At 73.6% G+C, this 26820-nt stretch carries 29 protein-coding genes and 3 tRNA genes; 10 read left to right on the top strand and 22 right to left on the bottom strand.

Annotated features, from left to right (window positions below; all coding sequences use genetic code 11):
- Positions 1-63: 63 nt before the first annotated feature.
- From CGE01nite_RS02320 to orn, 4 genes are all read left to right on the top strand, one after another.
- Positions 64-855, top strand: coding sequence for a Crp/Fnr family transcriptional regulator (locus CGE01nite_RS02320; RefSeq protein ID WP_048342605.1), 792 nt, complete (start codon positions 64-66; stop codon positions 853-855).
- A gap of 202 nt (positions 856-1057) precedes the next feature.
- Positions 1058-1252, top strand: coding sequence for a hypothetical protein (locus CGE01nite_RS02315; RefSeq protein WP_141368718.1), 195 nt, complete (start codon positions 1058-1060; stop codon positions 1250-1252).
- 199 nt (positions 1253-1451) lie between these two features.
- Positions 1452-1715 carry a hypothetical protein gene (locus CGE01nite_RS16835; protein ID WP_170210866.1) on the top strand — a complete coding sequence of 88 codons (264 nt, stop codon included), beginning with the start codon at positions 1452-1454 and terminating at the stop codon, positions 1713-1715.
- 59 nt (positions 1716-1774) lie between these two features.
- The gene (gene orn / locus CGE01nite_RS02310) at positions 1775-2422 is read left to right on the top strand and encodes an oligoribonuclease (RefSeq protein ID WP_369796512.1); all 648 of its coding nucleotides are present in this window, start codon (positions 1775-1777) and stop codon (positions 2420-2422) included.
- 103 nt (positions 2423-2525) lie between these two features.
- On the opposite strand, the gene CGE01nite_RS02305 is transcribed toward orn, so the two are convergent.
- The 4 genes from CGE01nite_RS02305 to CGE01nite_RS02290 all read right to left on the bottom strand — a co-directional run bounded on the left by CGE01nite_RS02305 (position 2526) and on the right by CGE01nite_RS02290 (position 4227).
- A tRNA-His gene (locus tag CGE01nite_RS02305) sits at positions 2526-2601 on the bottom strand.
- 73 nt (positions 2602-2674) lie between these two features.
- On the bottom strand, positions 2675-3634 hold the full coding sequence (locus CGE01nite_RS02300; RefSeq protein ID WP_048342603.1) for an ATP-grasp domain-containing protein: 960 nt from the start codon (positions 3632-3634) through the stop codon (positions 2675-2677).
- Positions 3635-3743: 109 nt separating this feature from the next.
- Positions 3744-3819: transfer RNA gene (locus CGE01nite_RS02295), tRNA-Lys, on the bottom strand.
- Positions 3820-3930: 111 nt separating this feature from the next.
- Positions 3931-4227: a GroES family chaperonin gene (locus tag CGE01nite_RS02290; protein WP_048342614.1), complete on the bottom strand. Its 297-nt coding sequence runs from the start codon at positions 4225-4227 to the stop codon at positions 3931-3933.
- Between the two features lie 240 nt (positions 4228-4467).
- On the opposite strand from CGE01nite_RS02290, the gene bcp reads away from it, so the two are divergent.
- The 3 genes from bcp to CGE01nite_RS02275 all read left to right on the top strand — a co-directional run bounded on the left by bcp (position 4468) and on the right by CGE01nite_RS02275 (position 6530).
- Complete coding sequence (gene bcp, locus CGE01nite_RS02285; RefSeq protein WP_048342602.1) at positions 4468-4935, top strand: thioredoxin-dependent thiol peroxidase; 468 nt, start codon at positions 4468-4470, stop codon at positions 4933-4935.
- A gap of 34 nt (positions 4936-4969) precedes the next feature.
- Positions 4970-5052, top strand: a tRNA-Leu gene (locus CGE01nite_RS02280).
- 218 nt (positions 5053-5270) lie between these two features.
- A complete protein-coding gene (locus tag CGE01nite_RS02275) occupies positions 5271-6530 on the top strand; it encodes a cellulose-binding domain-containing protein (protein WP_141368716.1) in 1260 nt (419 codons plus the stop codon).
- 101 nt (positions 6531-6631) lie between these two features.
- Here CGE01nite_RS02275 and trxA read toward each other — a convergent pair whose 3' ends face one another.
- The gene (gene trxA, locus CGE01nite_RS02270; RefSeq protein WP_048342600.1) at positions 6632-7003 is read right to left on the bottom strand and encodes a thioredoxin; all 372 of its coding nucleotides are present in this window, start codon (positions 7001-7003) and stop codon (positions 6632-6634) included.
- A 159-nt stretch (positions 7004-7162) separates the two neighbouring features.
- Here trxA and CGE01nite_RS02265 point away from each other — a divergent pair, with 159 nt between their 5' ends.
- Positions 7163-7717 (top strand): NUDIX hydrolase family protein, encoded by a 555-nt coding sequence (locus CGE01nite_RS02265; RefSeq protein WP_048342599.1) that lies wholly within the window; start codon positions 7163-7165, stop codon positions 7715-7717.
- A gap of 11 nt (positions 7718-7728) precedes the next feature.
- On the opposite strand, the gene CGE01nite_RS02260 is transcribed toward CGE01nite_RS02265, so the two are convergent.
- The 7 genes from CGE01nite_RS02260 to clpS are packed head-to-tail and all read right to left on the bottom strand — an operon-like array spanning position 7729 to position 13659.
- Entirely contained in the window at positions 7729-9459 is a 1731-nt protein-coding gene (locus CGE01nite_RS02260; protein ID WP_141368714.1) for an ABC-F family ATP-binding cassette domain-containing protein, read from the bottom strand.
- Positions 9446-10108, bottom strand: a complete 663-nt coding sequence (gene rdgB / locus CGE01nite_RS02255) for an RdgB/HAM1 family non-canonical purine NTP pyrophosphatase (protein ID WP_048342597.1) — start codon at positions 10106-10108, stop codon at positions 9446-9448. Before rdgB ends, CGE01nite_RS02260 begins: the two co-directional genes overlap by 14 nt.
- Complete coding sequence (rph, locus tag CGE01nite_RS02250; protein ID WP_048342596.1) at positions 10105-10941, bottom strand: ribonuclease PH; 837 nt, start codon at positions 10939-10941, stop codon at positions 10105-10107. Before rph ends, rdgB begins: the two co-directional genes overlap by 4 nt.
- Before the next feature lie 44 nt (positions 10942-10985).
- Positions 10986-11771 carry an MBL fold metallo-hydrolase gene (locus CGE01nite_RS02245; RefSeq protein WP_141368712.1) on the bottom strand — a complete coding sequence of 262 codons (786 nt, stop codon included), beginning with the start codon at positions 11769-11771 and terminating at the stop codon, positions 10986-10988.
- A 25-nt stretch (positions 11772-11796) separates the two neighbouring features.
- Positions 11797-12612: a glutamate racemase gene (murI, locus tag CGE01nite_RS02240; RefSeq protein ID WP_048342594.1), complete on the bottom strand. Its 816-nt coding sequence runs from the start codon at positions 12610-12612 to the stop codon at positions 11797-11799.
- 10 nt (positions 12613-12622) lie between these two features.
- On the bottom strand, positions 12623-13396 hold the full coding sequence (locus tag CGE01nite_RS02235; protein WP_053071604.1) for a DUF2017 family protein: 774 nt from the start codon (positions 13394-13396) through the stop codon (positions 12623-12625).
- Positions 13366-13659: an ATP-dependent Clp protease adapter ClpS gene (gene clpS, locus CGE01nite_RS02230; RefSeq protein WP_048342593.1), complete on the bottom strand. Its 294-nt coding sequence runs from the start codon at positions 13657-13659 to the stop codon at positions 13366-13368. Before clpS ends, CGE01nite_RS02235 begins: the two co-directional genes overlap by 31 nt.
- A 52-nt stretch (positions 13660-13711) precedes the next feature.
- Between clpS and CGE01nite_RS02225 the strand changes: the two genes are divergently transcribed.
- A complete protein-coding gene (locus CGE01nite_RS02225) occupies positions 13712-15088 on the top strand; it encodes a nicotinate phosphoribosyltransferase (protein WP_048342592.1) in 1377 nt (458 codons plus the stop codon).
- Between the two features lie 169 nt (positions 15089-15257).
- Here CGE01nite_RS02225 and CGE01nite_RS02220 read toward each other — a convergent pair whose 3' ends face one another.
- From CGE01nite_RS02220 to CGE01nite_RS02175, 10 genes are all read right to left on the bottom strand, one after another.
- Positions 15258-15407 carry a DUF4175 domain-containing protein gene (locus tag CGE01nite_RS02220; RefSeq protein ID WP_141368710.1) on the bottom strand — a complete coding sequence of 50 codons (150 nt, stop codon included), beginning with the start codon at positions 15405-15407 and terminating at the stop codon, positions 15258-15260.
- A gap of 328 nt (positions 15408-15735) precedes the next feature.
- Positions 15736-17547 carry a DEAD/DEAH box helicase gene (locus CGE01nite_RS02215; RefSeq protein ID WP_141368708.1) on the bottom strand — a complete coding sequence of 604 codons (1812 nt, stop codon included), beginning with the start codon at positions 17545-17547 and terminating at the stop codon, positions 15736-15738.
- The gene (locus tag CGE01nite_RS02210) at positions 17544-17918 is read right to left on the bottom strand and encodes a DUF3039 domain-containing protein (protein WP_048342591.1); all 375 of its coding nucleotides are present in this window, start codon (positions 17916-17918) and stop codon (positions 17544-17546) included. Before CGE01nite_RS02210 ends, CGE01nite_RS02215 begins: the two co-directional genes overlap by 4 nt.
- A gap of 107 nt (positions 17919-18025) precedes the next feature.
- The gene (gene nagB, locus CGE01nite_RS02205; protein ID WP_048342590.1) at positions 18026-18808 is read right to left on the bottom strand and encodes a glucosamine-6-phosphate deaminase; all 783 of its coding nucleotides are present in this window, start codon (positions 18806-18808) and stop codon (positions 18026-18028) included.
- Positions 18808-19794 carry an ROK family protein gene (locus CGE01nite_RS02200; RefSeq protein WP_141368706.1) on the bottom strand — a complete coding sequence of 329 codons (987 nt, stop codon included), beginning with the start codon at positions 19792-19794 and terminating at the stop codon, positions 18808-18810. The genes nagB and CGE01nite_RS02200 overlap by 1 nt, the downstream gene beginning before the upstream one ends.
- 5 nt (positions 19795-19799) lie before the next feature.
- Positions 19800-20708 (bottom strand): carbohydrate ABC transporter permease, encoded by a 909-nt coding sequence (locus CGE01nite_RS02195; RefSeq protein ID WP_048342589.1) that lies wholly within the window; start codon positions 20706-20708, stop codon positions 19800-19802.
- A complete protein-coding gene (locus tag CGE01nite_RS02190; protein WP_141368704.1) occupies positions 20705-21679 on the bottom strand; it encodes a carbohydrate ABC transporter permease in 975 nt (324 codons plus the stop codon). The genes CGE01nite_RS02195 and CGE01nite_RS02190 overlap by 4 nt, the downstream gene beginning before the upstream one ends.
- 137 nt (positions 21680-21816) lie before the next feature.
- A complete protein-coding gene (locus tag CGE01nite_RS02185) occupies positions 21817-23142 on the bottom strand; it encodes an extracellular solute-binding protein (protein ID WP_048342609.1) in 1326 nt (441 codons plus the stop codon).
- Positions 23143-23236: 94 nt separating this feature from the next.
- Complete coding sequence (locus CGE01nite_RS02180) at positions 23237-24403, bottom strand: ROK family transcriptional regulator (RefSeq protein WP_048342588.1); 1167 nt, start codon at positions 24401-24403, stop codon at positions 23237-23239.
- A 140-nt stretch (positions 24404-24543) separates the two neighbouring features.
- Positions 24544-24864: a hypothetical protein gene (locus CGE01nite_RS02175; RefSeq protein WP_141368702.1), complete on the bottom strand. Its 321-nt coding sequence runs from the start codon at positions 24862-24864 to the stop codon at positions 24544-24546.
- 238 nt (positions 24865-25102) lie between these two features.
- Between CGE01nite_RS02175 and pgi the strand changes: the two genes are divergently transcribed.
- Positions 25103-26785 (top strand): glucose-6-phosphate isomerase, encoded by a 1683-nt coding sequence (gene pgi, locus CGE01nite_RS02170; RefSeq protein ID WP_141368827.1) that lies wholly within the window; start codon positions 25103-25105, stop codon positions 26783-26785.
- The last annotated feature ends 35 nt before the right edge of the window (positions 26786-26820 follow it).

Genomic DNA, 26820 nt, shown 5'->3' with positions numbered 1-26820 from the left:
TAGCGTGGCGGGACGCCGGGGCGGACCTCGCGGCCCCGGAGGCCTCTGCCGTGGAGCGACGCGATGACAGCCCAGGACGCCCGTGCGCGCCACAGCGTTCCGCGCGGCGCGCGGCGCACCATCCCGCTGCGGGAGGTCACGCTGCCGCACCGGTGCCCGCGCCCGGTCCGGATGGCCGTCCTCGCCCGCGCGCCGTACTTCCGCGGGCTGAGCGAGCCCGATCTCGACGGCATCGACCGGCGCATGCAGACGCGCTCGTGGGCCGCGGACGACGTCATCTACGCGGCGGGTGACCCCGGTGACGCGCTCTACCTGGTGGCCGAGGGCACGGTGAAGCTGTCGCAGGTCACACTCGGCGGCACGGCCACCGTCACGGAGATCCTGGTCCCGGGCGAGCTGTTCGGCGCGATGGGCACGCTGGGCGAGCCGTACCACCTGCAGACGGCGTCCGCGCTCGTCGGGTCGTGCACGCTGCGCATCGACCAGGCCGACTTCCGCGAGGTGCTGAGCGAGCACGCCGTGGTCGCGCTGCGCGTGCTCGACGACGTGGCCGCGCGGCTGGCGCGCGCCCACAGCGACATCGGCGGGCAGACCACCGACACCGTCGCGCAGCGCGTCGCGACGACGCTGCTGCGCCTCGCGGACAAGCTGGGCCGGGACCGCGGCGCGGCGGGCGTGCTGCTCGAGGTCCCCCTGTCGCGCGCCGACCTCGCGGGCCTCGCCCGCTCGACGCCCGAGTCGGTGTCGCGGGTCATGAGCCGCTGGAAGAAGGAGCGCATCATCGACTCCGGGCGTCGCTGGACCGCGGTGCTCGACCGTCGTCGGCTCGAGGACGAGGCCGCGGGCACGGACTGAGCCGAGCAGGTCCCCTGCGTCCGGCCGGTCGAGCAGGGCGGGCGGGCGGGCGGGCGGTCGAGCCGGCCGCCGAAAAGAACGTGACCGAGGTATCAGGCGCGTGGTCGAGTGGTCCTGCTCAGTCGTCGCGCCGAGGGTCATCGGCCGGCGGCTCGTCTGCGGCTCGACCGCAACTCATCCACCCTTCGTCAGGAGCTTCGTCATGCATGCCTTCTTGTCCTTCGACCTCTTCCAGACCCAGCAGCGCGAGCTGCAGGCCCGCTCCGAGCTCGCGCGTCGTCGCGACGAGCGCGCGCACGATCTAGCGCACGCCTCGAGCCATCCACCGGAACGCCGTCGCGCGCGCCGGTCCCTCGTCGCCGCGCGGCCACCCGCGCACGTCCGCGCCGCCTTCTGACGATGGCGACGCACGACCAGCCCCACGAACGGGCGTGGCCCCCTGCCGGGCCACGCCCGTTCTCGCGTCCGGAGGGGTGCCGCGCGCCCGTGTGAGCACGCGCCGCGTGGTGGACGGCCCTCGACTGCCGCGCGTGCCACGATGTCGCCATGCACGCAGGTCAGGCCCGCACCGACGGCGCGCGAGGTCGGGACCGCTGATGGGTCGCCACGCCGGGAGCACGCCACCGGTCGATCCGCGCACCCGGGTCACCGTGTGGCTCGAGCGTCTGCTCGTCGGGATCGGTGCGGGCGGCGTCATCGCCGTCGTCCTGCGCTGGGCCGGCACGTCCGCGAGCACGTCGGTGGTCGTCGGGGTGGCCGTCCTGCTCTTCGTCCCGCTCGCCGCCTGGGTCGCCTCGACGGTCCCGTCGTCGGACGCACCCGACGACGAGCACGACGAGCGGCCCGACGAGCGCCGCTGACGCACCTCCCGGAGAGCCGTTGGCGGCAGCAGACCGCCCGCCGCCCTAGGCTGACCCGAGTGACGAGTACGACGAGCCAGCCCAACGGCCACGAGAGCGCCGACCGCATCGTGTGGATCGACTGCGAGATGACAGGGCTCGACCTCGCGGCCGACGCCCTCGTCGAGGTCGCGGTCGTCGTCACCGACTCCGAGCTCAACGTGCTCGGCGAAGGTGTGGACCTGCTCATCGCCCCGCCGCCGGAGGCGCTCGAGCAGATGGGCGAGTTCGTCCGCACCATGCACACGACCTCGGGCCTGCTCGACGCGCTGCCGACCGGCACCACTCTCGAGGACGCACAGCGCCAGGTGCTCGACTACGTGCGCACGTGGGTGCCGGACCCGGGCAAGGCGCCGCTCGCGGGCAACTCGGTCGGCACCGACAAGGCGTTCCTCGAGCGCGACATGCCGGACCTCGTCGGCCACCTGCACTACCGGATCATCGACGTGTCGTCGATCAAGGAGCTCGCGCGCCGCTGGTACCCGCGGGTCTACTTCGCCTCGCCGCCCAAGAACGGCGGGCACCGCGCGCTGGCCGACATCCTCGAGAGCATCGACGAGCTGCGCTACTACCGCGCCGCGCTGTTCCCGGCCGCCCCGGGCCCCGACTCGAACGCCGCCCGCCGCATCGCCGCGCAGATCGTCGCGACCTCGGTCACCAAGGCCTGAGCCGCGCGGGTCGGGTCCCGGGCGGACGTGACGTCCGGCCGGACATGACGACCAGCCGGACATGACGAAGGGCGCCGACATCGTCGGCGCCCTTCGTCATGTATGGGGTGGCTAACGGGACTTGAACCCGCGACCCCCTGGACCACAACCAGGTGCTCTACCTACTGAGCTATAGCCACCACGTCCCGGTGAGACCGAGCCGTGGATGAGTGTAACGGCTCTGCGGCACCGGTTCGCACACGGTGCCGCCGGTCAGGCTGTGACGCGTGCGACCACCGCGTCGACGAAGTGCTCGAGCGACCCCGCCGCGTGCGCGAAGAACAGGCTCGGCTCCGTGAGCTCGAGCTCGAGCAGCACCGGGTTGCCCTCGTCGTCGGGGATCAGGTCGACGCGCGCGTACAGCAGCGGGCCGTCGAGCCCCAGGACGTCGGGCAGCGCGGCGACGACCGTGCGCGCCAGCTCGAGCTCGCGCTCGCTCGGCTCGACGGGCGACATCGTCTCCTCGCGGTACAGGTGCCCCTCGTCGGAGCCCTCCTTGTACGGCCCGGACAGCAGCGCGCCCTTGCGCACCGCGTGCGAGAACTCGCCTTCGACGAAGACCAGCGCGGTCTCGCCGACCGAGTCCACCTGCGTGAGGTAGCGCTGGATCATCACCCACCGCCCCACCCCGAGCAGGTTCTTGGCGTGCATGATCGCCTGCGAGCGCTGGGGCGTCTCGTCCGCGCGGTACCGACCGGTGTCGCGCGAGCCCGCGCTCACGGTGGGTTTGACGACGAAGTCGCCGAAGGCCGGGAACCGCGTGTGGATCGCGCGCGAGTCGAAGTTGCGCGCAGGGTCGAGCCAGATGGTGGGGACGGTCGGGACGTCGCGCGCCTCGAGGTCGCGCAGGTACGTCTTGTCGATGTTCCACTGCACCACGGCCGCGGGGTTGAGCAGCGTGCTGGAGGCCTCCACGCGGCGGGTCCAGTCGACGAACTGCACGGGGCGCTGCGAGTAGTCCCACGTGGAGCGGATCAGGACGTGGTGGTACGTGCCCCAGTCGACGGTCGGGTCGTCCCACACGACGACGTCGGTGGCGATGCCCCGCGCCTCGAGCGCCTCGCGCAGCGGGACGTCGTCGGGGTCCAGCTCGGGCAGCTCGGCGCAGGTCGCCAGAGCCAGTCGTGCGGGCTGCGTGCTCGAGGGCGTGGTGGTGCTCGAGGGCGTGGTCACGCTCGAAGCGTACCCAGGGCAGCAGCCGAGCCACCCGCCCGAGCCCCATCACCTGCGCCGACGAACCGAAAGGCCCCCGACGCGCGAGAGCGTCAGGGGCCTTTCGAGGTGGTACGGCACCAGGGACTCGAACCCTGAACCCGCTGATTAAGAGTCAGCTGCTCTGCCAGTTGAGCTAGTGCCGCGCGGGAGGAAACGTTAGCAGGCACCTGGCCCCGGGAGCGAACCGGTACGCCTGCCCGTGACGAGGGTCACGGGCAGGCCGCCACGACGCCCCCGTCGTCGGACGGCGACCGTCACAGGTACAGGCCCGTGCCCTCGCCCGTCGCCCGCGGCGCCGCGACCGCGTGGACGTCCTTCTCCCGCAGCAGGAGGTACGTCTGCCCCTCGAGCTCGACCTCGGCGCGCTCGTCCGGGTCGAACAGCACGCGGTCCCCCACCTCGACCTGCCGGACGTGCTGCCCGACGGCGCGCACGTGCGCCCACGCGAGCCGCTTGCCGACCGTGGCGGTCGCGGGGATGACGATGCCGGCCGCGGAGCGTCGCTCGGCACCCGCGGAGTCCAGCTCGACCAGGACGCGGTCGTTGAGCATGCGGATCGGCAGCGCACCCGCCTCGGAGCGCCGGACCGTCGGGGCGGCGGACGCCGCGGGTGCGGTCCCGGCAGGGCCAGGGGTGCCTGCGGGGCTGGGGGTGCTGGTGGTGCTGGTGGTGCTGTCAGGGCGGTCGGAGTGCGCTGCGGTCACACCCGCACGGTATCTCGCGCACGTCGTCGGACCCGCGGCCGCCGCCTAGGCTGGCACCTGACCTGCACGCACCTCGAAGGAGCCCCGATGCCCCGCCTCGCCGTCGGCGACACCGCACCCGACTTCACGCTCCCGACGGCCGACGGTGGCAGCCTCACGCTGTCGGACCTGCGCGGCCGACGCGTCATCGTGTACTTCTACCCCGCGGCGGGCACCCCGGGGTGCACCAAGCAGGCGTGCGACTTCCGGGACTCCCTGTCCGCGCTGCAGGGTGCCGGCTTCGCGGTCGTCGGCGTCTCGCCCGACCCCGTCGCCAAGCTCGAGACGTTCGCCGCCGAGGAGGGGCTGACGTTCCCGCTCGTGTCCGACGAGTCGCGCCAGGTGCTCGAGGCGTGGGGCGCGTACGGCGAGAAGCAGCTCTACGGCAAGACCGTCACGGGCGTGATCCGCTCGACCGTGGTGCTCGACGCCGACGGCACGGTCGAGCTCGCGCAGTACAACGTGCGTGCCACGGGCCACGTCGCCAAGCTGCGGCGCGATCTCGGTCTCGACTGACGCGCACGCCCGCTGTGGGAGGATCGGCGGGCCGGCGGGAGTGGTGAAACGGCAGCCACGCCAGGTTTAGGTCCTGGTGCCCTCACGGGCGTGCGGGTTCAAGTCCCGCCTCCCGCACCCAGAGTGCACGGCGCGCGCGGCGCGTCGTCGTGCCCGTCCGCCCCACGCCCTCCGCGTCCGCGTGACGCACCCCCGCCTCGTGGTGTCACTCGTACGGGTGAAGCGATTGAGCGCTTCCGCCGGGCCGTGCATCGGGAGCACGCTGCCTCGGGGGCACACGGCCCGCGTCGCTGCGGCTCGTGCGACGACGGGCCCCGGCGAGGGGACGGACCACCATGCACCGCACGACGAGGCTCTGGCGCACGGCTCTGGCGGCGGTCACCGCCGCCGCGGCGCTCATCGGGACGACCCTCGCGGGCGTCGCCGTCGGCAGCGCGGCGCAGGCCGCGGGGAGCTGTCAGGTGGCGTGGAGCGTGAACTCGTGGCCCGGCGGGTTCACCGCCGACGTGCGGGTGACGCCGAGCGAGGCGACGCACGGGTGGCGCCTGACGTGGACCTGGCCGTCCGGCCAGCGGGTCACGCAGTCGTGGAGCTCGACGCTCACGCAGTCGGGTTCCGCGGTCACCGTCACCCACGCGCCGTGGAACGGCGAGCTCCGGGCCGGCGAGACGGCGTCGTTCGGGTTCCAGGGGACGTGGAGCGGGACGAACACCGCGCCGACGGACTTCGCGCTCGACGGCGTCGCGTGCAACGGCGGCACGACGACGAGCCCGAGCCCGTCGGCCACCCCGACGCCCACACCCACACCCACGCCCACCCCGACACCCACGCCCACCCCGACGCCCACACCCACGCCCACGCCGACCCAGGGACCGACGCCGACCCCCGACCCGACGGGCACGCCCACCGAGTGCGGGACCGCGCTGTTCTGCGACGGGCTGGAGACGCAGGCGAGCAGCACGCCGTCAGGCACCTGGGCCGTCACGTACCCCGACTGCTCCGGCAGCGGACGGGCGTCGGTCGACTCGACGGTCGCGCACAGCGGCGGCAAGTCGCTGCGCGTCGACGGCGGCGCCGGGTACTGCAACCACGTGTTCGTCCAGGCACAGCCCACCTCGGCGCTGGGCAGCACCGTGTACGTGCGGTTCTGGGTCCGCCACACCACGGCCCTGCCCGTGCAGCACACGACGTACCTGGCCATGCGGGACGCGAACGACGGCAACCGCGACCTGCGGATGGGTGGGCAGAACTCCCTGATGCAGTGGAACCGCTCGTCGGACGACGCGACGCTGCCCGAGCAGAGCCCCGCGGGCCTGTCCCGCACCGCACAGCTGCCGGCGGGCGGGTCGTGGCACTGCGCCGAGGCGCTGGTCGAGGGTGCCACGGGGCGCCTGACCACGTGGCTCGACGGCTGGGCCGTGCCGGGCCTGATCGTCGACGGCACGCCGACGCACGACCTCGACGGCCAGTGGCTGAGCAAGCCCTGGTCCCCGCGGCTCACCGACCTGCGGCTCGGGTGGGAGTCCTACGGCGAGGGCGCCGACACGCTCTGGTTCGACGACGTCGTCATCGCGAGCACCCGCGTGGGCTGCTGACCACCACCGTCACCCGGCGCGCTCGTCGGGGCCCGTCAGGAACGAGAAGAGCCCACCCCCAACGGGGAGTGGGCTCGTCTCGTGCTGTGGCGCCGGGGCGATCAGGCCTGGCCGTCGGACGTCGCGGCGATCTTCGCGCGGACCTCGTCCATGTCCAGGTCCTTGACGGCCTGGACGACCTGCTCGAGCGCCGGGCCCGGCAGCGCGCCGGCCTGGTTGAACACGAGGATCCCGTCCCGGAACGCCATGAGCGTCGGGATCGAGAAGATCTGGAGCTCGGCGGCGAGCTGCTGCTCAGCCTCCGTGTCGACCTTGGCGTGGACCACGTCGGGGTGGGTGTCCGACGAGGCCTCGAAGACGGGTCCGAACCGCTTGCACGGCCCGCACCACTCGGCCCAGAAGTCGACGAGCACGATCTCGTTCTCGCTGATGGTCTGACCGATCGTCTCGGCGGTCAGTGTGGTGGTGGCCATCCGGCCCTCCTTGGAATCTCGGGTGCGCCTCGTGCAAGCGTCCACCGGGCCGGACTATTCCCGCCACCGGGGCGGACGCGCCCGTGGCGGGCCCATGAGGTTCGGACACCGCCTGCGCGCCTGTGGCGGCGTGGCGGCGCGACGAGGTAGAACGGCACGGTGACCGAGACGGCCGACTACCCCCCGACCCCCGAGCGCCCCGCGGGGTGGCTGCCCTCCGAGGAGATCGCCCGTATCCGCGGCCTGATGCCGCTGGTGTACGTCGACGCGATCCCCGTGCGCGTCGACGACTCGGGCGACGTGGTCGCGGTCGGGCTGCTGCTGCGCGTGACGCGTGAGGGCGTGATGTCGCGCGCCCTGGTCTCGGGGCGCGTGATGTACCACGAGCGGGTGCGCGACGCGCTCGTGCGGCACATCGAGAAGGACCTCGGGCCGGTCGCGCTCCCCCAGATCCCCGCCGCGCCGCAGCCGTTCACGGTCGCGGAGTACTTCCCGACGCCCGGCATCACCTCGTACCACGACCCGCGCCAGCATGCGGTGTCGCTCGCGTACGTCGTGCCCGTGCTGGGTGACTGCCGCCCGCAGCAGGACGCGATCGACCTCGCCTGGCTCACGCCCGAGGAGGCGTGCGCCGAGCAGGTCCAGGTCGAGATGACCGGCGGGCAGGGCGTGCTGCTGCGTCAGGCGATGGCGCACGTGGGTCGCCTGGGCTGACACCGCCGGGCTCAGGACAGGTCGAGCACCGGCCAGTCCGCGAGGTCGGCGCGCATGCGCCGGTCGTGCGTCGCGACGACGACCGCGGCGGACGTCGCGCGCAGCGCCCTCGTGAGCTCGTCGACCAGCCCGACCGACAGGTGGTTGGTCGGCTCGTCGAGGATCAGCACGTGCGGCGCAGCGAGCAGCGCGCACGCGAGGTCGAACCGCCTGCGCTGACCGACCGAGAGCTCGCGCACCGGCCGCTCGAGGTCCTCCTCGGTCAGCAGGCCGAGCGCCGCGACGGGGACGAGCTGGTCCGGGTCGAGCAGCCCGCCGTCCAGCAGGTCGAGCGCGTGCCGCGCGTAGGCGTCGAACGCGGTCGGGCCGCCCGTGGGCGCGCCCTCGACGTCGGCGTGCTCGGTGGGTCCCTCCTGCGCGAGCACCCCGAGCCGCACGCCCGGTGCGAGCGCCCGCGTGCCGCGGTCGAGCTCGGTGCGTCCGGCGAGTGCGGCGAGCAGCGTGGACTTGCCGGACCCGTTCGGCCCGACGACGAGCAGGCGCGAGGCCGGGGCGACCTCGAGCCGCCGCCCGGGCAGGTCGAGCCGGGGCCCGTGCGGCCCGACGACGCGCGGCGCGCGGAGCTCGAGCAGGGGGCCGCCGTGCGAGGCCTGACGGTCGGCGTCGGGGTCGAGCGGCCGGTCCGGGTCCGCACCGGTCGAGGCCCGGCGCGGCAGGCTCGGCAGGTCCGGGAAGACCAACGACGGAGGCGGGACGGGCACGGCCACCGCCTGCGCCTCGAGCTTCTGGACCAGCCGGTCGGCCGCCTTGACGTGGATGCGTGCGCCCGTGGCACGCCGGTGCTTGTTCGACCCCTTGGGCGGGCGCCACTCGTCGGACAGGCCCTCGTAGGACGCGTCGAGCCGCTGCGCGAGCTGCACCGCGCGCTTGCGCTCCTGCCGGTACCGCGCGCGCCACCGCCGCAGCATCTGGTCCTTGGCGAACCGGTAGTCCGCGTACCGCGTCGCGCCGTAGAGCGCAGGACGGCCGTCCATCGCGGGGTCCAGGTCGAGGATCGCGGTCATCACGTCGTCGAGGAGCTGGCGGTCGTGCGTGACGATCACGACCGCGCCGGCCCACTCGCGCAGCAGCCCGGTCAGGTAGTCGATCCCGGCGGCGTCGAGGTGGTTCGTCGGCTCGTCGAGCAGCAGCACGTCGGCGCGCTCGCCGATCCGGCACGCGAGTCGCACGCGGTAACGCTCGCCGACGCTCAGCGTGTCCAGGCGGCGGTCCGGGTCGCGCGGCGCCCCGAACCGCGTGAGCGCCTCGTCGACGCGCCGGTCGGCGTCCCACGCGGCCAGCTGCTCGTACCGGGTCATCGCGGCCGTGAGCGCGGCGAGGTCACCGTCCTCGTGGTCGAACGCGGCGATGGTGGCCTCGAGCTCGGCCGCGACCGCGCGCACGGTGGCGCCCGTCGCCGCGACGAGCGTGCCCACCGTGTCGCCGGGCGTCACGACGAGCTCCTGGTCGACCACGGCGAGCGTGCCGGTCCGGCGCACCGTGCCCGACGACGGGACGAGGTCGCCGGCCAGCACGCGGAGCAGCGTCGTCTTGCCCGCGCCGTTCTCGCCCACGAGGCCCACGCGCTCGCCCGCGGACACCGTCAGGTCGAGCCGGTCCAGCACCGGGCGTCCGGGGTACCCGAACGAGACGGCGTCCGCGACGAGCTGCACGCCGCCACGAGCGGGGTCACCGGGCGGCATCAGCCACCGGGTCGTGCGTCGGGCCGCCCGTGAGCACGCGGGCGACGACGGGCGCGAGCGCGCGGAACGCCTGCCCGCGGTGGCTGATCGCGTTCTTCTCCGTCGGGCTGAGCTCGGCGCACGTGCGGGTCTCGCCGAGCGGCACGAGCGCCGGGTCGTACCCGAACCCGCCCGTGCCGCGCGGCGCGTGCGCGAGGGTGCCGACGAGCGCGCCGGTCTCGACGTGCTCGAACCCGTCGGGCGTGACGAGCGCGGCCGCGCACACGAACCGCGCGCCGCGGTGCGGGTCGGCGATGTCGGACAGCTGCGCGAGCAGGAGCGCGAGGTTCGCCGCGTCGTCGCCGTGCCGACCGGCCCAGCGCGCCGAGAAGATCCCCGGCGCGCCGCCGAGCACGTCGACCGCCAGGCCGGAGTCGTCGGCCACGGCGGGCAGACCCGTGAACGCCGCGAGCGCGCGCGCCTTGAGCAGCGCGTTCTGCGCGAACGTCACGCCGTCCTCGACCGGCTCGGGCGCGCCCACGTCCCGTGCGCCGACGACCGCCTCGGGCGGCAGACCCGGCAGCACGGGCGCGAGGATCGCGCGCAGCTCACCCAGCTTGTGGGCGTTGTGGGTCGCCAGCACCAGCCGGGCGCCTGCGGGCACGCTCACGCCTGCGCCGCGGTCGTCGCGCCGGCTGAGCCCGACCCCTGCGCGGCCTCCGGCTCGGCCGCACGGGTCGCGGACCCGTCGGACGCCGGCTGCGCGAGCGCGGCGGCCTGCAGCGCGGCCAGCCGCGACGTCCCGGCGAGCGCCAGGTCGAGCAGCGCGTCGAGCTCGGAACGCACGAACGGCGCGTGCTCAGCCGTGCCCTGGACCTCGACGAACGCGCCCGACCCGGTGACCACGACGTTCATGTCGGTGTCCGCGCGCACGTCCTCGACGTACGGCAGGTCGAGCACCGGGACGCCGTCGACGATGCCCACGCTCACCGCCGAGACGGAGTCGCGCAGCACCGTGCGGCCCCGCGCGATGATCCCCCGCTCCTTGGCCCACGCGACCGCGTCGGCGAGCGCCACGTACGCACCCGTGATCGACGCGGTGCGCGTGCCGCCGTCGGCCTGCAGCACGTCGCAGTCGAGCACGATCGTGTTCTCGCCGAGCGCGCCGACGTCGATGACCGCGCGCAGCGAGCGGCCGATCAGCCGCGAGATCTCGTGCGTGCGGCCGCCGATCTTGCCGCGGACCGACTCGCGGTCCGAGCGGCTGTCGGTCGCGCGCGGCAGCATCGAGTACTCGGCGGTCACCCAGCCCTGACCCGACCCCTTGCGCCAGCGCGGCACGCCCTCGGTGAACGACGCGACGCAGAGCACCTTGGTCCCGCCGAACTCGACGAGGACCGAGCCCTCGCCCGCGGACAGGAACCGCCGCGTGATCGTCACGGGGCGCAGCTCGTCGGGGGTACGGCCGTCCGGGCGCGCAGAGGTCACGGGAGAAGCAGACATGCCCCGAGCCTAACGACCTCGACCGCCCGAGCCGTCCGCGGGACCTACAGGCGGAAGGTCGCCCCGGGAGTGGCGACGTCGATCGGGCCCGCGTACGACGAGGCCGCGTGCGCCACCACGTCGCTCGGGTCCTCCCAGGCCGTCAGGTGCGTCAGGACCAGGCGTCCGGCGCCCGCCCGGTGCGCCGCGCGGCCCGCGCGCGCGCCGGTCAGGTGGATGCCACGCAGGTCGTCGTCGAGCTCGTCCCGGAAGCCCGCCTCGCACAGCAGGAGGTCGGTGGCCGCGAGGACGTCCAGCCCGGCGCACTCGTCGGTGTCGCCCGTGTACCCGAGCGTCACGGCGCGCGTCGGTTCGCCCTCGGCGGGTCCGGTCACGAGCACGCCGAACGCGGGCACCGGGTGCTCCACGGGCACGGGCGTGAGCGTCAGCGGCCCGACGACGACGGGCGCCGCCGGGTCCCACGTGCGAAATCGGAACTGCCCGTCGAGCCCGGTCGCGGGGTCCTTGCCCGCCATCTCCGCGAGTCGCTCCGCGGTCCCGTCCGGACCCCACACGTCGATCGCCGGGAGGGGGCCGTCGGGGCGGTAGCGGCGCAGGACGTTGAGCACGACGAGGTCGGCGACGTGGTCGGAGTGCAGGTGCGACACCGCGATCGCGTCCAGGGTCGTCGGGTCGCCGTAGCGCTGCAGCGGGCTCAGCGCGCCGTTGCCCAGGTCCAGCAGCACGTTCCAGGTGCGGCCGTGGGCGTCGTCCGCCTGGACCAGGTACGACGAGGCGGCGGCGGCCACCGACGGGTACGACCCGGCGCACCCGAGGACGACGAGCCTCACCGCAGCTCCCCCGTCTCAGCCGCGCTCATCGCAGTGCTCCGAGGCGCTCGACCGAGTCGACCTCGGGGCCGAGGAACCGGCGCGCGAGGATGCGGAACGAGTCGGGGTCGCCGGTCGCGAGGAACCGGTGCTGCGGCGGCCCCTCGTCGGCCGTGCGCTCCAGGCCGTGCGCCACGAGCGTGCGGTACACGTCCTTGGCGGTCTCCTCGGCGCTCGAGACGAGCGTGACCTCGTCGCCCATGACGTAGGAGATCGCGCCGGTCAGCAGCGGGTAGTGGGTGCAGCCCAGCACGAGCGTGTCGACGCCCGCGGCACGGACCGGGTCGAGGTACTCGTGCGCGACGGCGAGCACCTCGGGGCCTGACGTGACGCCCGCCTCGACCAGCTGCACGAACCGGGGGCACGCCTGCGTGACCAGCGAGACGCCCGGCGCGACCGCGAACGCGTCGTCGTACGCGAGCGACTCGACCGTGGCGCGGGTGGCGATCACGCCGATCTTGCCGGTGCGCGTGGCGGCGACCGCGCGACGGGCCGCGGGCAGGATCACCTCGACCACGGGGATGCCGCGCCGCAGCGTGTAGCGCTCGCGCGCGTCGCGCAGCATCGCGGCCGACGCCGTGTTGCACGCGATGACCAGGGCCTTGACCCCCGCGTCGACGAGGTCGTCCATGACCTCGAGCGCGAACGCCCGCACCGCGGCGAGCGGCTTGGTGCCGTACGGCGTGTTCAGGGTGTCGCCGATGTAGAGCGTCGACTCGTTCGGGAGCTGGTCGAGGATCGCTCGCGCGACCGTCAGGCCCCCGACGCCGGAGTCGAAGATCCCGATGGGCGCGTCGTTCACGCGGATGAGCCTAACCGCCGGTGCCGCGCGGGCCGTCCGCGCCACCCTGTGACGTCCGACGCGCACGGGACTGCTCGAGCATCGCGCCCACGAGCGTCTCCTGGAGCTCGGAGAGCATCGCGTAGACCCCGACGAACGCGCGGCGCACCGCGATCGCCTCGCTGTCCCTGCCCCCCGACCCGGGCGGCACGGGCTCGGTGAGCTCCTGGTAGATCCGCTCGCCGTCCTCGTCGGTGCGCACACCGAGGCGGTCCGCGAGCACGAGCCGGACGTCGGTCATGGCGGCCGCGACGGCCGGGGCCTCGGCGGCGGTGACCGCGACCGCGTCGCCGTGCCGGCCCCCGGGTGCGCGCAGCGCCTGCCACCACGTGCGCAGGCCCGCGATCTTGCGCTCGCGCAGGTCGGCGTCGGTCAGGCGGCGGAACTCGGCGGCCTGCTCGGGGTCCTCGCTCGCGTCCGGCAGCAACCGGCGCACGGCCGAGTCGGTGGGCCGCTCGACGGGGCGCTGCCACGGCCAGCCCAGCGCCGACAGCGGCGGGCCGTCGTCGAGCACGTCGCCTGGCTCGTCGTCCTCGTCGTCGCTCTCGTCGACCTGCGGGTCGGGTGCGGTCTGCTGCGCCACCCGCGCGGCCCTGCGGAACGGTGTCGCACCCAGCAGCACGCCGACCTCGGAGGCGATCCCCGCCAGCACCGCGCGCTCGTCGGCGTCGAGCCGGGCGACGTACTCCTGCTGGCGCGCGACGAACCCCCGCATCACCGACTGCTGCTCTGCACGGTCGCCCACAGGCCGAACCCGTGCATCGCCTGCACGTCGACCTCCATCGCCTCGAGCGTGCCGCGCGACACGACGGCCCGGCCCTCGGTGTGCACGCGCCGCATGAGGTGCTCGGCGACCTGACGCGGGTGCCCGAAGTACGTCTCGAACACGTAGGTCACGTAGGTCATGAGGTTGACCGGGTCGTTCCACACGATCGTCACCCACGGGGCGTCCAACGACGCCTGGGCGTCGGACGCGACGACCTCGTCGAGGTGGGGTGCGGAGCTCACGAGTCCACTCTAGGCAGCGCGCGGCGGACGTGCTTCGGCCTACCGTGTGCGCATGACGACGCTGTCGAGCTCGGCGCTGCTCACGGACCGGTACGAGCTGACGATGCTGCAGGCCGCGCTGCGTGACGGCACGGCCGACCGTCGCTGCGTGTTCGAGGTGTTCACGCGCCGGCTGCCGCACGGGCGCCGCTACGGCGTGGTCGCCGGCACGGGCCGCGTGCTCGAGGAGCTCGCGCAGTTCCGGTTCGGCGCGGCCGAGCTCGAGTGGCTCGCGAGCGAGCGCGTCGTCGACGACGCGACCCTGGAGTACCTCGCGGGCTACCGGTTCGGCGGCACGGTCGTCGGCTACGCGGAGGGCGAGGTGTTCTTCCCGCACTCGCCCCTGCTCGTCGTCGAGGGGACGTTCGCGGAGGCCGTGCTGCTCGAGACGCTGGTGCTGTCCGTCCTCAACTACGACTCGGCCGTCGCCTCGGCCGCCTCCCGCATGACGAGCGCGGCGCTCGACCGTCCCTGCCTGGAGATGGGCTCACGGCGTGCGCACGAGTGGGCGGGCGTCGCGGCGGCGCGCGCGGCGGTCGTCGCGGGGTTCGCGGGGACGTCCAACCTCGAGGCGGGCCGCCGGTACGGGCTCACGACGATCGGCACGGCCGCGCACGCGTTCACCCTGCTGCACGACGACGAGCGCTCCGCGTTCGCCTCCCAGGTCGACGCGCTCGGCCCCGGCACCACGCTGCTCGTCGACACCTACGACGTGAAGGCCGGGGTCGCGCGCGCGCTCGAGGTCGCCGGGTCCGGCCTGGGCGCCGTGCGCCTCGACTCGGGCGACCTCGGCGTCCTGGCGCACGAGGTCCGCGCCCAGCTCGACGCCGCAGGCGCGCACGAGGTGCGCATCACCGTGACCTCCGACCTCGACGAGCACGCCATCGCGGCCCTGGCCGTCGCGCCCGTCGACTCGTACGGGGTCGGCACGTCGGTCGTCACCGGCTCGGGCGCTCCGACGTGCGGCATGGTCTACAAGCTCGTCGCGCGCGAGGACGCCACCGGCGTGATGCAGCCGGTCGCGAAGGCGTCGACCGCCAAGACCAGCGTCGGGGGGCGCAAGTCCGCCGCGCGGCGCTCGGTCGACGGGCGCGACGTCGAAGAGGTGCTCGTGGCCGGGGACGACGACCGCGTCCGCGCGGTCTCCGCGTCGTGGGACGTCGCCCGGGAGGCGTTCGCCGCGACGGACGGGCCGGGCGAGCTGCGGCCGCTGCACGTGCCGCTCGTCGTCGACGGGCACGTCGACGACCGTTGGACCGGCGCAGACGGTGTGCGGACCGCGGCCGAGCGGCACCGGCTGTCCCGCGCGGCGCTCCCGCGGGGGGCGCGCCGGCTGTCGGCCGACGAGGCGGCCCTCCCGACCGTGACCCTCGCGCTGCCCCCCGCCTGAGCCGACCTGCCCGCCTGAGCCGACTCCCCGCCTGAGCCGACCGGCCCGGACTGCTCCCGCCCGTCCAGCGGGCCCGGGAACGCCGAACGCCGACCCGCTCATCGCAAGCGGTCGGCGTTCGACGTGTCTGAGGTGCGCCGGACGGGGGTGCCGGCGACGTGTCGCGTCGCTACACGCGGCGGCGGCCCCCTGCGAGGGCCAGGATCAGGCTGATCACGAGCACGGCCACGCCGATCCACAGCAGGAACGTGCCGACCCCGCTGAAGCCGAGGATGACCAGGACGACGCCGATGATGACGAGGATGAGCCACGAGGGCATCGCGTACTCCTTTCGTCGGCCGGCAGGACTGCTGCCGGCGAGGGACGGGATCCGGTGTTCCGGGTCCCGAAGCACCTCAACAGTCCCGCGGTGGACGCTCCTCGGCACGCCGAACTGACGACTTGCGCACGCCGACAGGCCTGCTATGGCACGCGCTCCCACGGCTGTGACCTGCGACTTCTCACGGAAGACGCCCTTCATCGGCTGTCCATATCGTGAGACGGGGATTGTGGTCGAGGGCGCCGCGGAGAAGTGTGGAGCGGTTGCCCCGAGGCGCCATCGGCCCTGCCGACGATCAGCGCTCCCGACGATCAGCGCTCACCGACGATCAGCGCTTGCCGACGAACCAGCTCCGCAGCATCGCGACGCGCGACTCGAGCTGGCCCGGGTCCGCGAGTGCGACCTCGGGGCCCCCGCACCGTCGCCGCAGCTCCGTGTGCACCGCACCGTGCGGCTGCCCGCTGCGCCGGGACCACGCCCCCACGAGCTGCGCGAGCTCCTTGCGCAGCTCGGCCTGGCGACGGTGGTCCATCGCCTCGAGCTCGGCCGCCTGGTCGCGCGGGGCGCGACGACCCTTGAGCTGGTCGGCCTGGCGCTGCCGCAAGAGCGCCGAGACCTGGTCGGCGTCGAGCAGCCCGGGCAGCCCGAGGAAGTCGAGCTCCTCGTCGGAACCGACCTCGGCGCCCGTGCCGAACTCGCCCCCGTCGAACAGCACGCGGTCGAACGACGCCTGCGCCTCGAGGGCCTCGAACGACCCCTGGATGCCGTCCGACCCGACCGCGTCGGGGCCGTTGCGCTCGGCGTTCGCCGCCGCGAGCAGCGCGTCCTCGGGGTTGAACCCGGCGCCGTCCTCCTCCGCGGTCTTCGGCCGGTCGAGCGCGTGGTCGCGCTCGAGCTCGAGCGCGTTCGCCAGCGCGAGCAGCTGCGGCACCGACGGCAGGAACACCGAGGCCGTCTCGCCGCGCTTGCGCGCACGCACGAACCGGCCGACCGCCTGCGCGAAGAACAACGGCGTCGCGGTGCTCGTCGCGTAGACGCCCACCGCGAGACGCGGCACGTCGACACCCTCGGAGACCATTCGGACGGCGACGAGCCAGCGCGAGTCGCCACGCGAGAACTCGTCGATCCGGTCGCTCGCACCCGGTTCGTCGGACAGCACGACCGTGGGCGACTCCCCCGTGAGCCGTGCGAGGTGCCCGGCGTACGCGCGCGCGTCGGTCTGGTCGGTCGCGATGATCATCGCGCCCGCGTCCGGCACCGTGCGGCGCACCTCGGTCAGCCGCCGGTCCGCGCCGGCGAGCACCGCGGGGATCCACTCACCGCCCGGGTCGAGCGCGGTGCGCCACGCCTGCGCGGTCATGTCCTTGGTGAGCGCCTCGCCCAGGCGCGCGCTGATCTCGTCGCCCGTCTTGGTGCGCCAGCGCATGCTGCCCGAGTAGGACAGGAAGATCACGGGGCGCACGACGTGGTCGCGCAGCGCGTCGCCGTAGCCGTAGCTGTAGTCCGCGACCGAGCGCCGGATGCCCTGCTGGTCGCGCTCGTACTGCACGAACGGGATCGCGGCGGTGTCCGATCGGAAGGGCGTGCCGGTCAGCGCGAGCCGCCGGGTAGCGCCCTCGAAGGCCTCGCGCACGCCGTCGCCCCAGGACAGCGCGTCACCTCCGTGGTGGACCTCGTCCAGGATCACGAGGGTGGGCGCGGCGCTCGTGCGGGCCGCGTGCAGCGCGGGCTTGTTCGCGACCTGCGCGTACGTCACCGCGACGCCGTCGAAGCCGTGCCCGTGGCGGCCCTGCGCGTTGCTGAAGCCCGGGTCGAGCCGGATCCCGACGCGTGCCGCGGCATCGGCCCACTGGCGCTTGAGGTGGTCCGTGGGCGCGACGACCGTCACGCGCCGCACCACGCGGGCCTCGAGGAGCTCGGTCGCGATGCGCAGCGCGAACGTCGTCTTGCCCGCACCCGGGGTCGCCACCGCGAGGAAGTCCCGCGGCGAGCGGGCGCGGTAGAGCTCGAGCGCCTCGGCCTGCCAGGCGCGCAGCTTGCCGGCCGTCCCCCACGGCGCACGCGACGGGAAGGCCGGCGGCAGGTGTGATGCCGCGGACGACGACGCGTGGGTGGTGGACGGTTCGAAGGCGGCGCTCAACGTCCGGACGAGCCGCGGCCGAAGCCCCAGCGGCGTCCGCCGCCCGAGCCGCCCGACGATCCGTCGGAGCCACCCTCGCCGTCCTGCGGCGGCCGGAGCCCCTCGTAGATCTCCTTGCACACCGGGCAGACCGGGAACTTGTTCGGGTCGCGGCCCGGCACCCAGACCTTGCCGCAGAGCGCCACGACCGGCCTGCCGGTCACCGCGGACTCGGTGATCTTCTCCTTGCGCACGTAGTGCGCGAAGCGCTCGTGGTCGCCCGGCTCGACCTGCTCGGTCGTCTCGGCGCGCTCGAGGACGCTCGTCCCCGTCGCCTGGTCCGGACCGAACGGGTCGTCGGGGCCGGCGGGCGAGGACAGCGGTTCGCTCATGCGGGGAAGTCTACGTCGGGAGTCGGACACTCCTCCCGCGCCGCCCACAGTCCGGGTGGGCCGCGACGCCACCTGCGACGACGCGCGCACGCCCACCCGGACCGCGCTCAGAGCCCTTGCCACGCGGGCTTGGCCGCGTACGTCTCGCGGTAGTAGTCGGCGAGCTGCAGCCTGCTGGCCGCCGCGTCGTCGACCAGCACGGTCACGTGCGGGTGGTGCTGGAGCACGGTCGCGGGCCACATCGCGGAGACGGGACCCTCGACGAGCTGGTGCACCGCCTCGGCCTTGCCGCGCCCCTGTGCGAGCAGGACGAGGTGCCGCGCCGACATGATGGTCGCGAGCCCCTGCGTGAGGCAGTGCGTGGGGACCTGCGACACGTCGTCGTCGAAGAACCGCGCGTTGTCCTCGCGGGTCTGGCGCGTGAGCGTCTTGATGCGCGTGCGCGACGCGAGCGACGAGCCAGGCTCGTTGAACGCGACGTGCCCGTCCGTGCCGATCCCGAGCAGCTGCAGGTCGACGCCGCCCGCGTCCGCGATCGCCTGCTCGAACGCCGCGCAGGCCGCGACCAGGTCCTCGGCGTTGCCGTCCGGCCCCTGCACCGCTCCCGGCGCGAGGTCGACGCGCGAGGCGATCTCCGACTCGATGACGTTGCGGTACCGCTGCGGGTGGTCCGCGGGCAGGCCCACGTACTCGTCGAGCATGAACGCTCGAGCCCGGGCGAACGACAGCCCGGCCTCGTCGTGGCGGCGCACGAGCTCGTCGTAGACCGCGAGCGGGCTCGACCCCGTCGCGAGCCCCAGCACGGTCTGCGGGCGCGCCCGCAGCAGCCGCTCGATCGCGTCGGCCGCGAGCCGGGCCAGCGTGGGCCCGGGGGCGATGACGACCTCCATCAGTGGCCTCCTCGTCCGACGAGCGCGGCTCCGACCGCACCCAGCGGCACGCCGGCCGGCGCGAGCCGCACGCGGCTCGGCAGGTGGGCCGCCGCGAGGAACGGCGACGACGCGGCCTGGCGGTCGAGCTCGGTCACGAGGCCCCGCAGCAGCGGCTCGCCGAGCTGGCTCACCCCTCCCCCGATCACGATCCGCCCGACATCGCACGTCAGGACGAGCACACGAACGGCGCCGGCGACCGCGGCCAGGAACTCGTCGCGGACGCGCACCGCGTGCTCGTCGCCCGCGGCCGCCGCCTCGAACACCTCGACGGGCGCCGGACGACCCGTGCGGGACGGCCACGCGGCGTCGAGCGCCGAGCCGGACGCGTACCGCTCGAGGCAGCCCGACTGGCCGCACTTGCACGGCAGCCCGTCGGGCACGTACCGCAGGTGACCGATCTCGCCCGCGGCGCGGTGAGGACCGCGACGCAGACGCCCGTCGAGCATGAGGCCGGCCGCGAGCCCAGTGCCGAGCGCGATGAACGCGAGGTCGTCGACCGGGCCCTCACCCGCCTGCGCGAGGTGCTGCGCGGTGCCGAGGACGGCCGCGTTGAGGTCGTTCTCGAGGCGGACCGGCAGGCCGTCGAGCGCGCGGGAGACGAGCGCCGCGAGCGGTGCGCTGCCCTCGATCCCGAGGTTGACCGCGTTGGCGACGGTGCCGCTCTCCGGGTCGACCACGCCGGGGACCCCGACACCGATGCCGGCCACGTCGGCCGGGTCGACACCCGCGGTCGCCAGGACGCGGCGCACCGCGTGCCCGACGTCGGACGCGATCTGCTCGGCGCCCGTGCGCGTGACCATGACGTCGCGTGCGACGACCTGCCCGCGGTCGTCGAGCAGGATGGTCACCGTGCTGCTGCCGCCGATGTCGACACCGACCGCATCGCGCCCGGGGGTCCCGCCGCGCCCGGCCGGGCCGGGGGCGGGCGTGCTGTGCTGGGACATGCGCGTCAGCCCTTGACCGCGCCGGACACGAGGCCGGAGGTCATCCGGCCCTGCACGAACAGGAAGAAGACGATGACGGGGATCGCGATGAGCGTGGACGCGGCCATCACCTGGCCCCAGTCGACGCCGCGATTCGCCGACGCCGACAGGAAGTTGCGCAGCCACAGCGGCAGAGTCTGGTTCGAGTTCAGCGCGACGAGCGCGATCGTGAACTCGTTCCACGCCTGCAGGAACGCGTACACGCCCGAGGCCACGAGCCCCGGCGCGAGCAGCGGGAACGTGATGCGCAGGAACGCCTGCGTGCGCGAGAGCCCGTCGACCATGGCCGCCTCCTCGAGCTCGGCCGGGACGCCCGCGACGAAGCCGCGCAGCATCCAGATCGTGAACGGGATGATGGCCGCGGTGTAGAGGACGGTCACGCCGATCACCGAGTCGAGCAGGTGCGCGCCCGAGAGCATCTTGTACTGCGCGATGAACAGGCCCTCGGCGGGCAGCATCTGGATGAACAGCACGGCGAGCACGAACGACGTGCGGCCACGGAACTTCCACCGGCTGATCGCGAGCGCCCCGAGGAACGCGAAGGCCAGCACCAGCACGACCGTGAGCAGGGTGATCGCCACGCTCATGCCCAGCGCCGCGGTGAAGCTGCCGCCCTCCAGGACGCGCCGGAAGTTGACCGCGGTCGCGTGCAGCGGAAGGAACTGCGGGGTCGTCGCACGCAGGTAGGCCGCGGGCGTGAACGCCGACAGGACCATCCAGTAGACCGGGAACACCCACAGCAGCGAGGCGAGGACGCCCAGGGTCCCGAGCGCGAACGAGCGCACCCGGCGGCGGCCCGCCCGGGGGGCGTGCTTCTTGGCCGCGACGGCACTCGCCCTGACGTGCGGCGTGCGGACGGGCGCGACGGCGCTCATGCGTCCTCCTTCATGAGGCTGCGGACGTACGGCCAGCTCAGCGCGACGGTGAGCAGCAGCACGAAGATCGAGACGGCGGCCGCGCCGCCGAAGTCCTGGCGGCTCATGCCGAGCTCGTAGATGAAGTTGCCCAGCAGGTTCGTCTCGGACACCGGGGCGCCCGCGTCCTGCAGGAGGCGGATCTGGGCGAACACGCGCAGGTCCCAGATGATCTGCAGGAGCAGCACGATCGACAGCACGGGGCGGACCATCGGCATCAGGATGTGCCAGAACTGCTGGCGACCGTTGGCGCCGTCGATGCGCGAGGCCTCGAGGACCTCCTCGGGCACGGCGGTCAGCCCTGCGTACATCGACAGCGCGACGAACGGCACGGACATCCAGACGATGATGATCGTCGCGACCAGGAAGAACGTGAACGGCTGCGAGAGCCAGGAGTACCCGGCGAAGCTGTCGAAGCCGAGCTGCACGAGCAGCCAGTTCACGACGCCCGTGCGGTAGTCGAACAGCCACTTGAAGACCGTCACGCCCGCGACCATCGGCATGGCCCACGCGAGCAGCAGGCACACCTGCAGCATGAGGCGGACGGGCGTGGCGACCGCGCGCATCAGGAGCGCGAACGCGAACCCGATCACGACCGTGAGGAACGCGTTGACGAGGCAGAAGGCGATCGAGCGGGCGACGACCGCCCACAGGGCGTCGTCGGTGAAGACCCGCACGAAGTTGTCCAGGCCGACGAACGTCGGCGCCTGACCGAACTGCTGCTCGAGGCCGAACTTCTGCACCGACATGACGATCTGCTTGCCCACCGGGTAGGCGAGGCCGGCGACCAGCGCGACGAGCGCGGGGACCAGGAGCAGGTAGGGGGCGGCCGGGGTGCGGCGCCGGCGCGGGGCGGGCGGCTCGTCGGGCGGGCCACCGGGGGCGGCGTGGCCGCTGTGCGCGGGCACGCCGAGGGCAGCGTCGTGGGACATGAGTGATCTCCTGTGTGCCGAGGCGTGGCCTCGGGGCTGCCGTCCGCGAGGGTGCGCGGGGGGTGTGCACCCTCGCGGACGGCTGGTCGGTCCGCGGGTGACCGGGCCTGCGCGGCCCGGTCACCCGCGATCGGGCGTCAGCCCGCGGCGCCACCGTTGAGCATGGGCGTCAGCTTGGCGTCGTACTCCTTCGCCAGCGCGGCGACGTCGCCGCCGTCGGCGATCTTCTGGAACAGCTCCTCGTAGACGAACGCGCCCTCGATCGCGGCCCAGCCCGGCGCGGCCGGGGTGAGCTTGGAGGCGGCCGCCGTCTCGATCATCGTCTGCGCGAACTTGTCGTCGCCCAGCGAGGACACGTAGTCGGAGTTGCCCGGGCCGAGGCCCGCACCGCCGAGCATCGTCTGGTACTCCTTCGAGAAGACGATCCGCAGCAGGTTCTCCGCGAGCTCCGGGTGCTTCGACTTCGCCGACACGGCGATGTTCGAGCCACCGGCGAAGACCGGCGCGATGCCGCCGTCGGTGCCCGGCAGGGCGAAGATGTCGAACTTCGTGTCGTCCGCCATGCCGTCGCGCACCTCCTCGCCCGCGTCGTTCTTCGTGATGTCACCGATCGACCAGCGCGCCCAGCCCGGCGCCATGATCGTCGCCGCCGAGGGCGGCGTGCCGTCGGTGCCGTCGTTCAGGAAGTCCCAGTACGCGACGTCCCGCTCGGTCGAGGGCAGGTTCGACGCGTCCTGGTAGACCTTCTGCCACTGCTCGAGACCCTTGATGGTGTTCGGGTCCGAGAGCGTCGAGGTCCAGGTGGTGCCGTCCACCGTCGCGAGCTCGCCGCCGTTGGCGAACACCCACGAGATGCCGTTGCGCCAGTCCTGGCCACCCATCGCGAAGCCCGACTGCGTGTCGGTCTTGAGCTTGGCGACCGACTCCGAGAACTCCGAGAGCGTCTTGGGCACCTCGAGGCCGGCGGCCGTCCAGATGTCCTTGCGGTAGAACATGTAGCGCGAGCCGAAGTAGTACGGCAGCGCGTAGTTCTTGCCGTCGACCGCGCCGACGTCGACGAACGACTGCAGCAGCTTGTCGCCGCCCAGCTCGTCGTACAGCGGCGTCAGGTCACGGAACGCACCCACGGTCGTGAAGGTCGGCGACTGCGTGTTGCCGATCTCGACGACGTCCGGCGTGTTCGCCTCGTCGGGCAGCGAGGTCGTCAGCTTGGTGACCAGGTCGGGCCAGGCGATCTCCTCGATGTTCAGCGTCGACCCGGGGTTCTCCGCGGCGAACGTGTCCTTGAGGTACTGGCGCAGGTCCTTGTTGGTGTCGCCACCGGCCAGCCAGAGCGTGATCTCGGCGGCCTCAGGCGTCTTGTCTCCGCCGGCGGTCGTCGCGTCGTCCGACGGCGTGTCGGCAGAGCTGCAGGCGGTCAGCGCGAGCGTCGCCGCCACGCCGAGGGCCGCGAACCGTAGCATCTTCACGTTGGGGTTCCTCCCGTGTGCGAGGCGAGCGCCGGGGCGGCGGTCGCCGGGGTGGTGCCTTGACCTGCAAGGGGGCGGCTCGGGGTCGTCACGTGACCCCGAGCTGCCCCGACAGGACGAGCACTGCCGCACCGGCCAGCGCTCCGTCCTCGTCGAGCGATCCCATCCGCACGGTCAGCCCACGCCCGATCACGGGCATGGTCCGGGTCCGGATGGCGGTGAGCGCCGCCTCGCGCAGGGGACCGTCCAGCAGCTCCGTGGGGCCGGAGAGCAGGACCTCTGCGAGGTCGAGCGCGCTGACGACGGGTGCCAGGGCGATCCCCAGCATCCGTCCCGCCGACGCCAGGGCGGCGTCGGAGTCCTCGGGGTCGAGACCCGCGATGCGGCGGCGCAGGGCCGGCACGCTCAGCACGGTCTCCAGGCAGCCGGCTCGGCCGCACGCGCACGCGAGCGGGATCTCGCCGGGGGTGCTGGCGTCGACGACCGTCACGTGGCCGATCTCGCCCGCGGCGTTGTTGCGGCCCAGGACGAGCGCGCCGTCGACGACGAGTCCCGCGCCGACGCCCTCCCCCACGGTCAGGACCATCGAGCCCCGGCCTGACGCCTTGCCGAACGTGAACTCGCCGAGCGCGCGCGAGTTGGCGTCGTTCGCGACGTGCACGGGGACGTCGAGACGGTCGCGCAGCAGCGTGGCGAGCGGCAGGTCGTACCAGCCACGGTTCGGCGCCTGGACGACGTGGCCGTCGGTCGTGATGACGCCCGGCGACGCGATGCCGATGCCGATCACGGGCCGGTCGGCCGCGGCGAGCAGCGCGCGGCACACCGTCTCGAGCGCGTCGACCGCGGCGTCGCCCGCACGCCCGTCGAGCGGGGCTGCGTGCCGGGTGATCACCTCGCCGGTGAGCGTGAGCACCGCGCCGTGGATCGTGGCGTCGTCGGTGAGGTCGACAGCGACCACCTGGAACGCCTGCGTGCGCATCCCGACGAGTGTCGCGGGCTTGCCGACCTTGCCCTCGGCCCGCACGCCGAGCTCCTCGACCAGGCCCTCGTCGATGAGATCACCGACGAGCGTCGAGACCGTCACGCGGGTCAGGCCGCTGCTGCGCGCGATGTCCGCGCGGGACGACGGGCCGGTGTGGAACAGGTGAGCCAGCACGAGCGACCGGTTGTGGACCCGGGCGTGCCCAGGGAGCACCTTGGCGGTGGGCCGCAGGGCTCGTCCGGCGCGTGCACCGGGGCTCGTGGTCGCTTGCATGTTTGTTAGTAGACCTTCCTTATTAATCGCCGTCAAGGCTCGACGGTGACTGTGATCACATCGTGATCGTCTGTTCACACGCCTGTTTCGTGGGGCGCGCCGACGGCGCGAACCGCGCGCGCCGTCGGCGGGGCGCCAGGTCAGCGCGAGGGGCGTCCGCGCGTGTCGACGACGAGCCACGTGGCCGCGCCGAGCGCGGCGGAGACCAGCAGCACCGAGGGCCAGGCGCCGAGCGCGGTCCGAGCCAGCACGTGCGAGGCCACGAACCCGAGTGCACCGAGCACGACGACGACCGCGACCCGCCACGGGCCGGCGGTACGCCACGACCGCTGCACGCACCACGCCGCGCCGAGCACCAGCACCGCTCCCCCGAGCGCACGCACCCCGGTCGCCTGAGCGACGGCGAACCCGGCGACGAGGCTGACGGCGGCGATCAGGGCGGTGGGTACGCGTCGGGTCACCGCGTCACTGTAGGTCGGACGAGCTGCTCGTCCGCCCGCGCGTCGGTCCTCGCCCCCGTCCGCGGCCCGGTCCTCGCCCCGGTCCCCGTGCTGGTCCTGAGCAGGTCCCGCCCCGGTCCCGTGCGGCGCCGCACGCGCGCGCACTAGGTTGGAGACGTCCGCGCGCACCGAGCCGCACCGGTTCGTCGTCGCCGCGCTCCGTGACACCCCGCTCCCAGAGCCACCCGGAGGGAACCCCATCGTGACCAGCCCCATCGACGCCACGACGACGAGCGCGTGGCAGGACCTGTCCGCGCACGAGTCCACGCTCACCGCGGACCTGCGCGGCTGGTTCGCCGCGGACCCGCAGCGGGCGCAGCGGCTCACGTTCCGCCTCGCGGACCTGCACGTCGACCTGTCGAAGAACCTCGTCACGGACGAGACGCTCGCGCTCCTGGTGCGCCTCGCCGAGGAGACGGGCGTCGCCGACCGCCTGCAGGCGATGCTGCGCGGCGAGCACATCAACGTCACCGAGGACCGCGCGGTGCTGCACACCGCGCTGCGCCGCCCGGCGGGCGCCACCCCGCCCCTCGTCGTCGACGGCCAGGACGTGGACGCGGACGTGCAGGCCGAGCTCGCGAAGGTCTACGCGTTCGCGGACAAGGTGCGCTCCGGCCAGTGGACGGGTGTCACGGGCGCACCCGTGAAGACCGTCGTCAACATCGGCATCGGCGGATCCGACCTCGGCCCCGTCATGGTCTACGAGGCGCTCAAGCCGTACGTGCAGGAGGGCCTCGAGGTCCGCTTCGTCTCGAACATCGACCCGTCCGACCTCGCCGAGAAGGTCAAGGGCCTCGACCCGACGACCACCCTGTTCATCGTCGCGTCCAAGACGTTCGGCACGCTCGAGACGCTCACCAACGCGCGACTCGCGCGTCAGTGGCTCTGGGACCAGCTCGCCGCCGCGGGTCACCCCGCGGACACCGACGAGGCGCGGACCGCTGCCGTCGCGCAGCACTTCGTCGCGGTCTCGACCGCGCTCGACAAGGTCGCGGCGTTCGGCATCGACCCGGCCAACGCGTTCGGCTTCTGGGACTGGGTCGGCGGCCGCTACTCGGTCGACTCGGCGATCGGGACGTCGGTCGCGATCGCGATCGGCCCCGAGGCGTTCGGCGAGCTGCTCGCCGGCTTCCACGCGGTCGACGAGCACGTCGCGACCACGCCGCTCGCGAGCAACGTCCCCGTCCTCATGGGTCTGCTGAACGTCTGGTACGTCAACTTCCTCGGCGCCCACACGCACGCCGTGCTCCCCTACGCGCAGTACCTGCACCGGTTCCCGGCGTACCTGCAGCAGCTCACGATGGAGTCGAACGGCAAGTCGGTCCGCTGGGACGGCACGCCCGTCACGACGGCCACCGGCGAGGTGTTCTGGGGCGAGCCCGGCACCAACGGCCAGCACGCGTTCTACCAGCTCATCCACCAGGGCACGCGCCTGATCCCGGCGGACTTCATCGCCGTGGCCAACCCCGCGCACCCGCTGCAGGACGGCGACGCCGACGTGCACGGCCTGTTCCTGGCGAACTTCTTCGCGCAGACCAAGGCCCTCGCGTTCGGCAAGACGGCCGACGAGGTGCGCGCCGAGGGCACGGACGAGGCGATCGTCCCCGCGCGCGTGTTCTCCGGCAACCGTCCGACGACGTCGATCCTCGCCTCCGCGCTGACGCCCTCCGTGCTCGGCCAGCTCATCGCGCTGTACGAGCACATCACGTTCGTGCAGGGCGTCGTCTGGGGCATCGACTCGTTCGACCAGTGGGGTGTCGAGCTCGGCAAGAAGCTCGCGCTCGAGATCGCGCCCGCGGTCGAGGGCGACGCCGCGGCGCTCGACGCCCAGGACCCGTCGACGAAGTCCCTGATCTCGACGTACCTCGCGTTGCGCGACTGACCGACGAGACCCAGGAACGGGTGGGGAGGCGCGGG

It is taken from the genome of Cellulomonas gelida (assembly GCF_006538725.1).
Lineage (GTDB): Bacteria > Actinomycetota > Actinomycetes > Actinomycetales > Cellulomonadaceae > Cellulomonas > Cellulomonas gelida.
The sequence above is the reverse complement of the archived record's forward strand: the minus strand, read 5'-3'. Positions and strand labels throughout refer to the sequence as shown.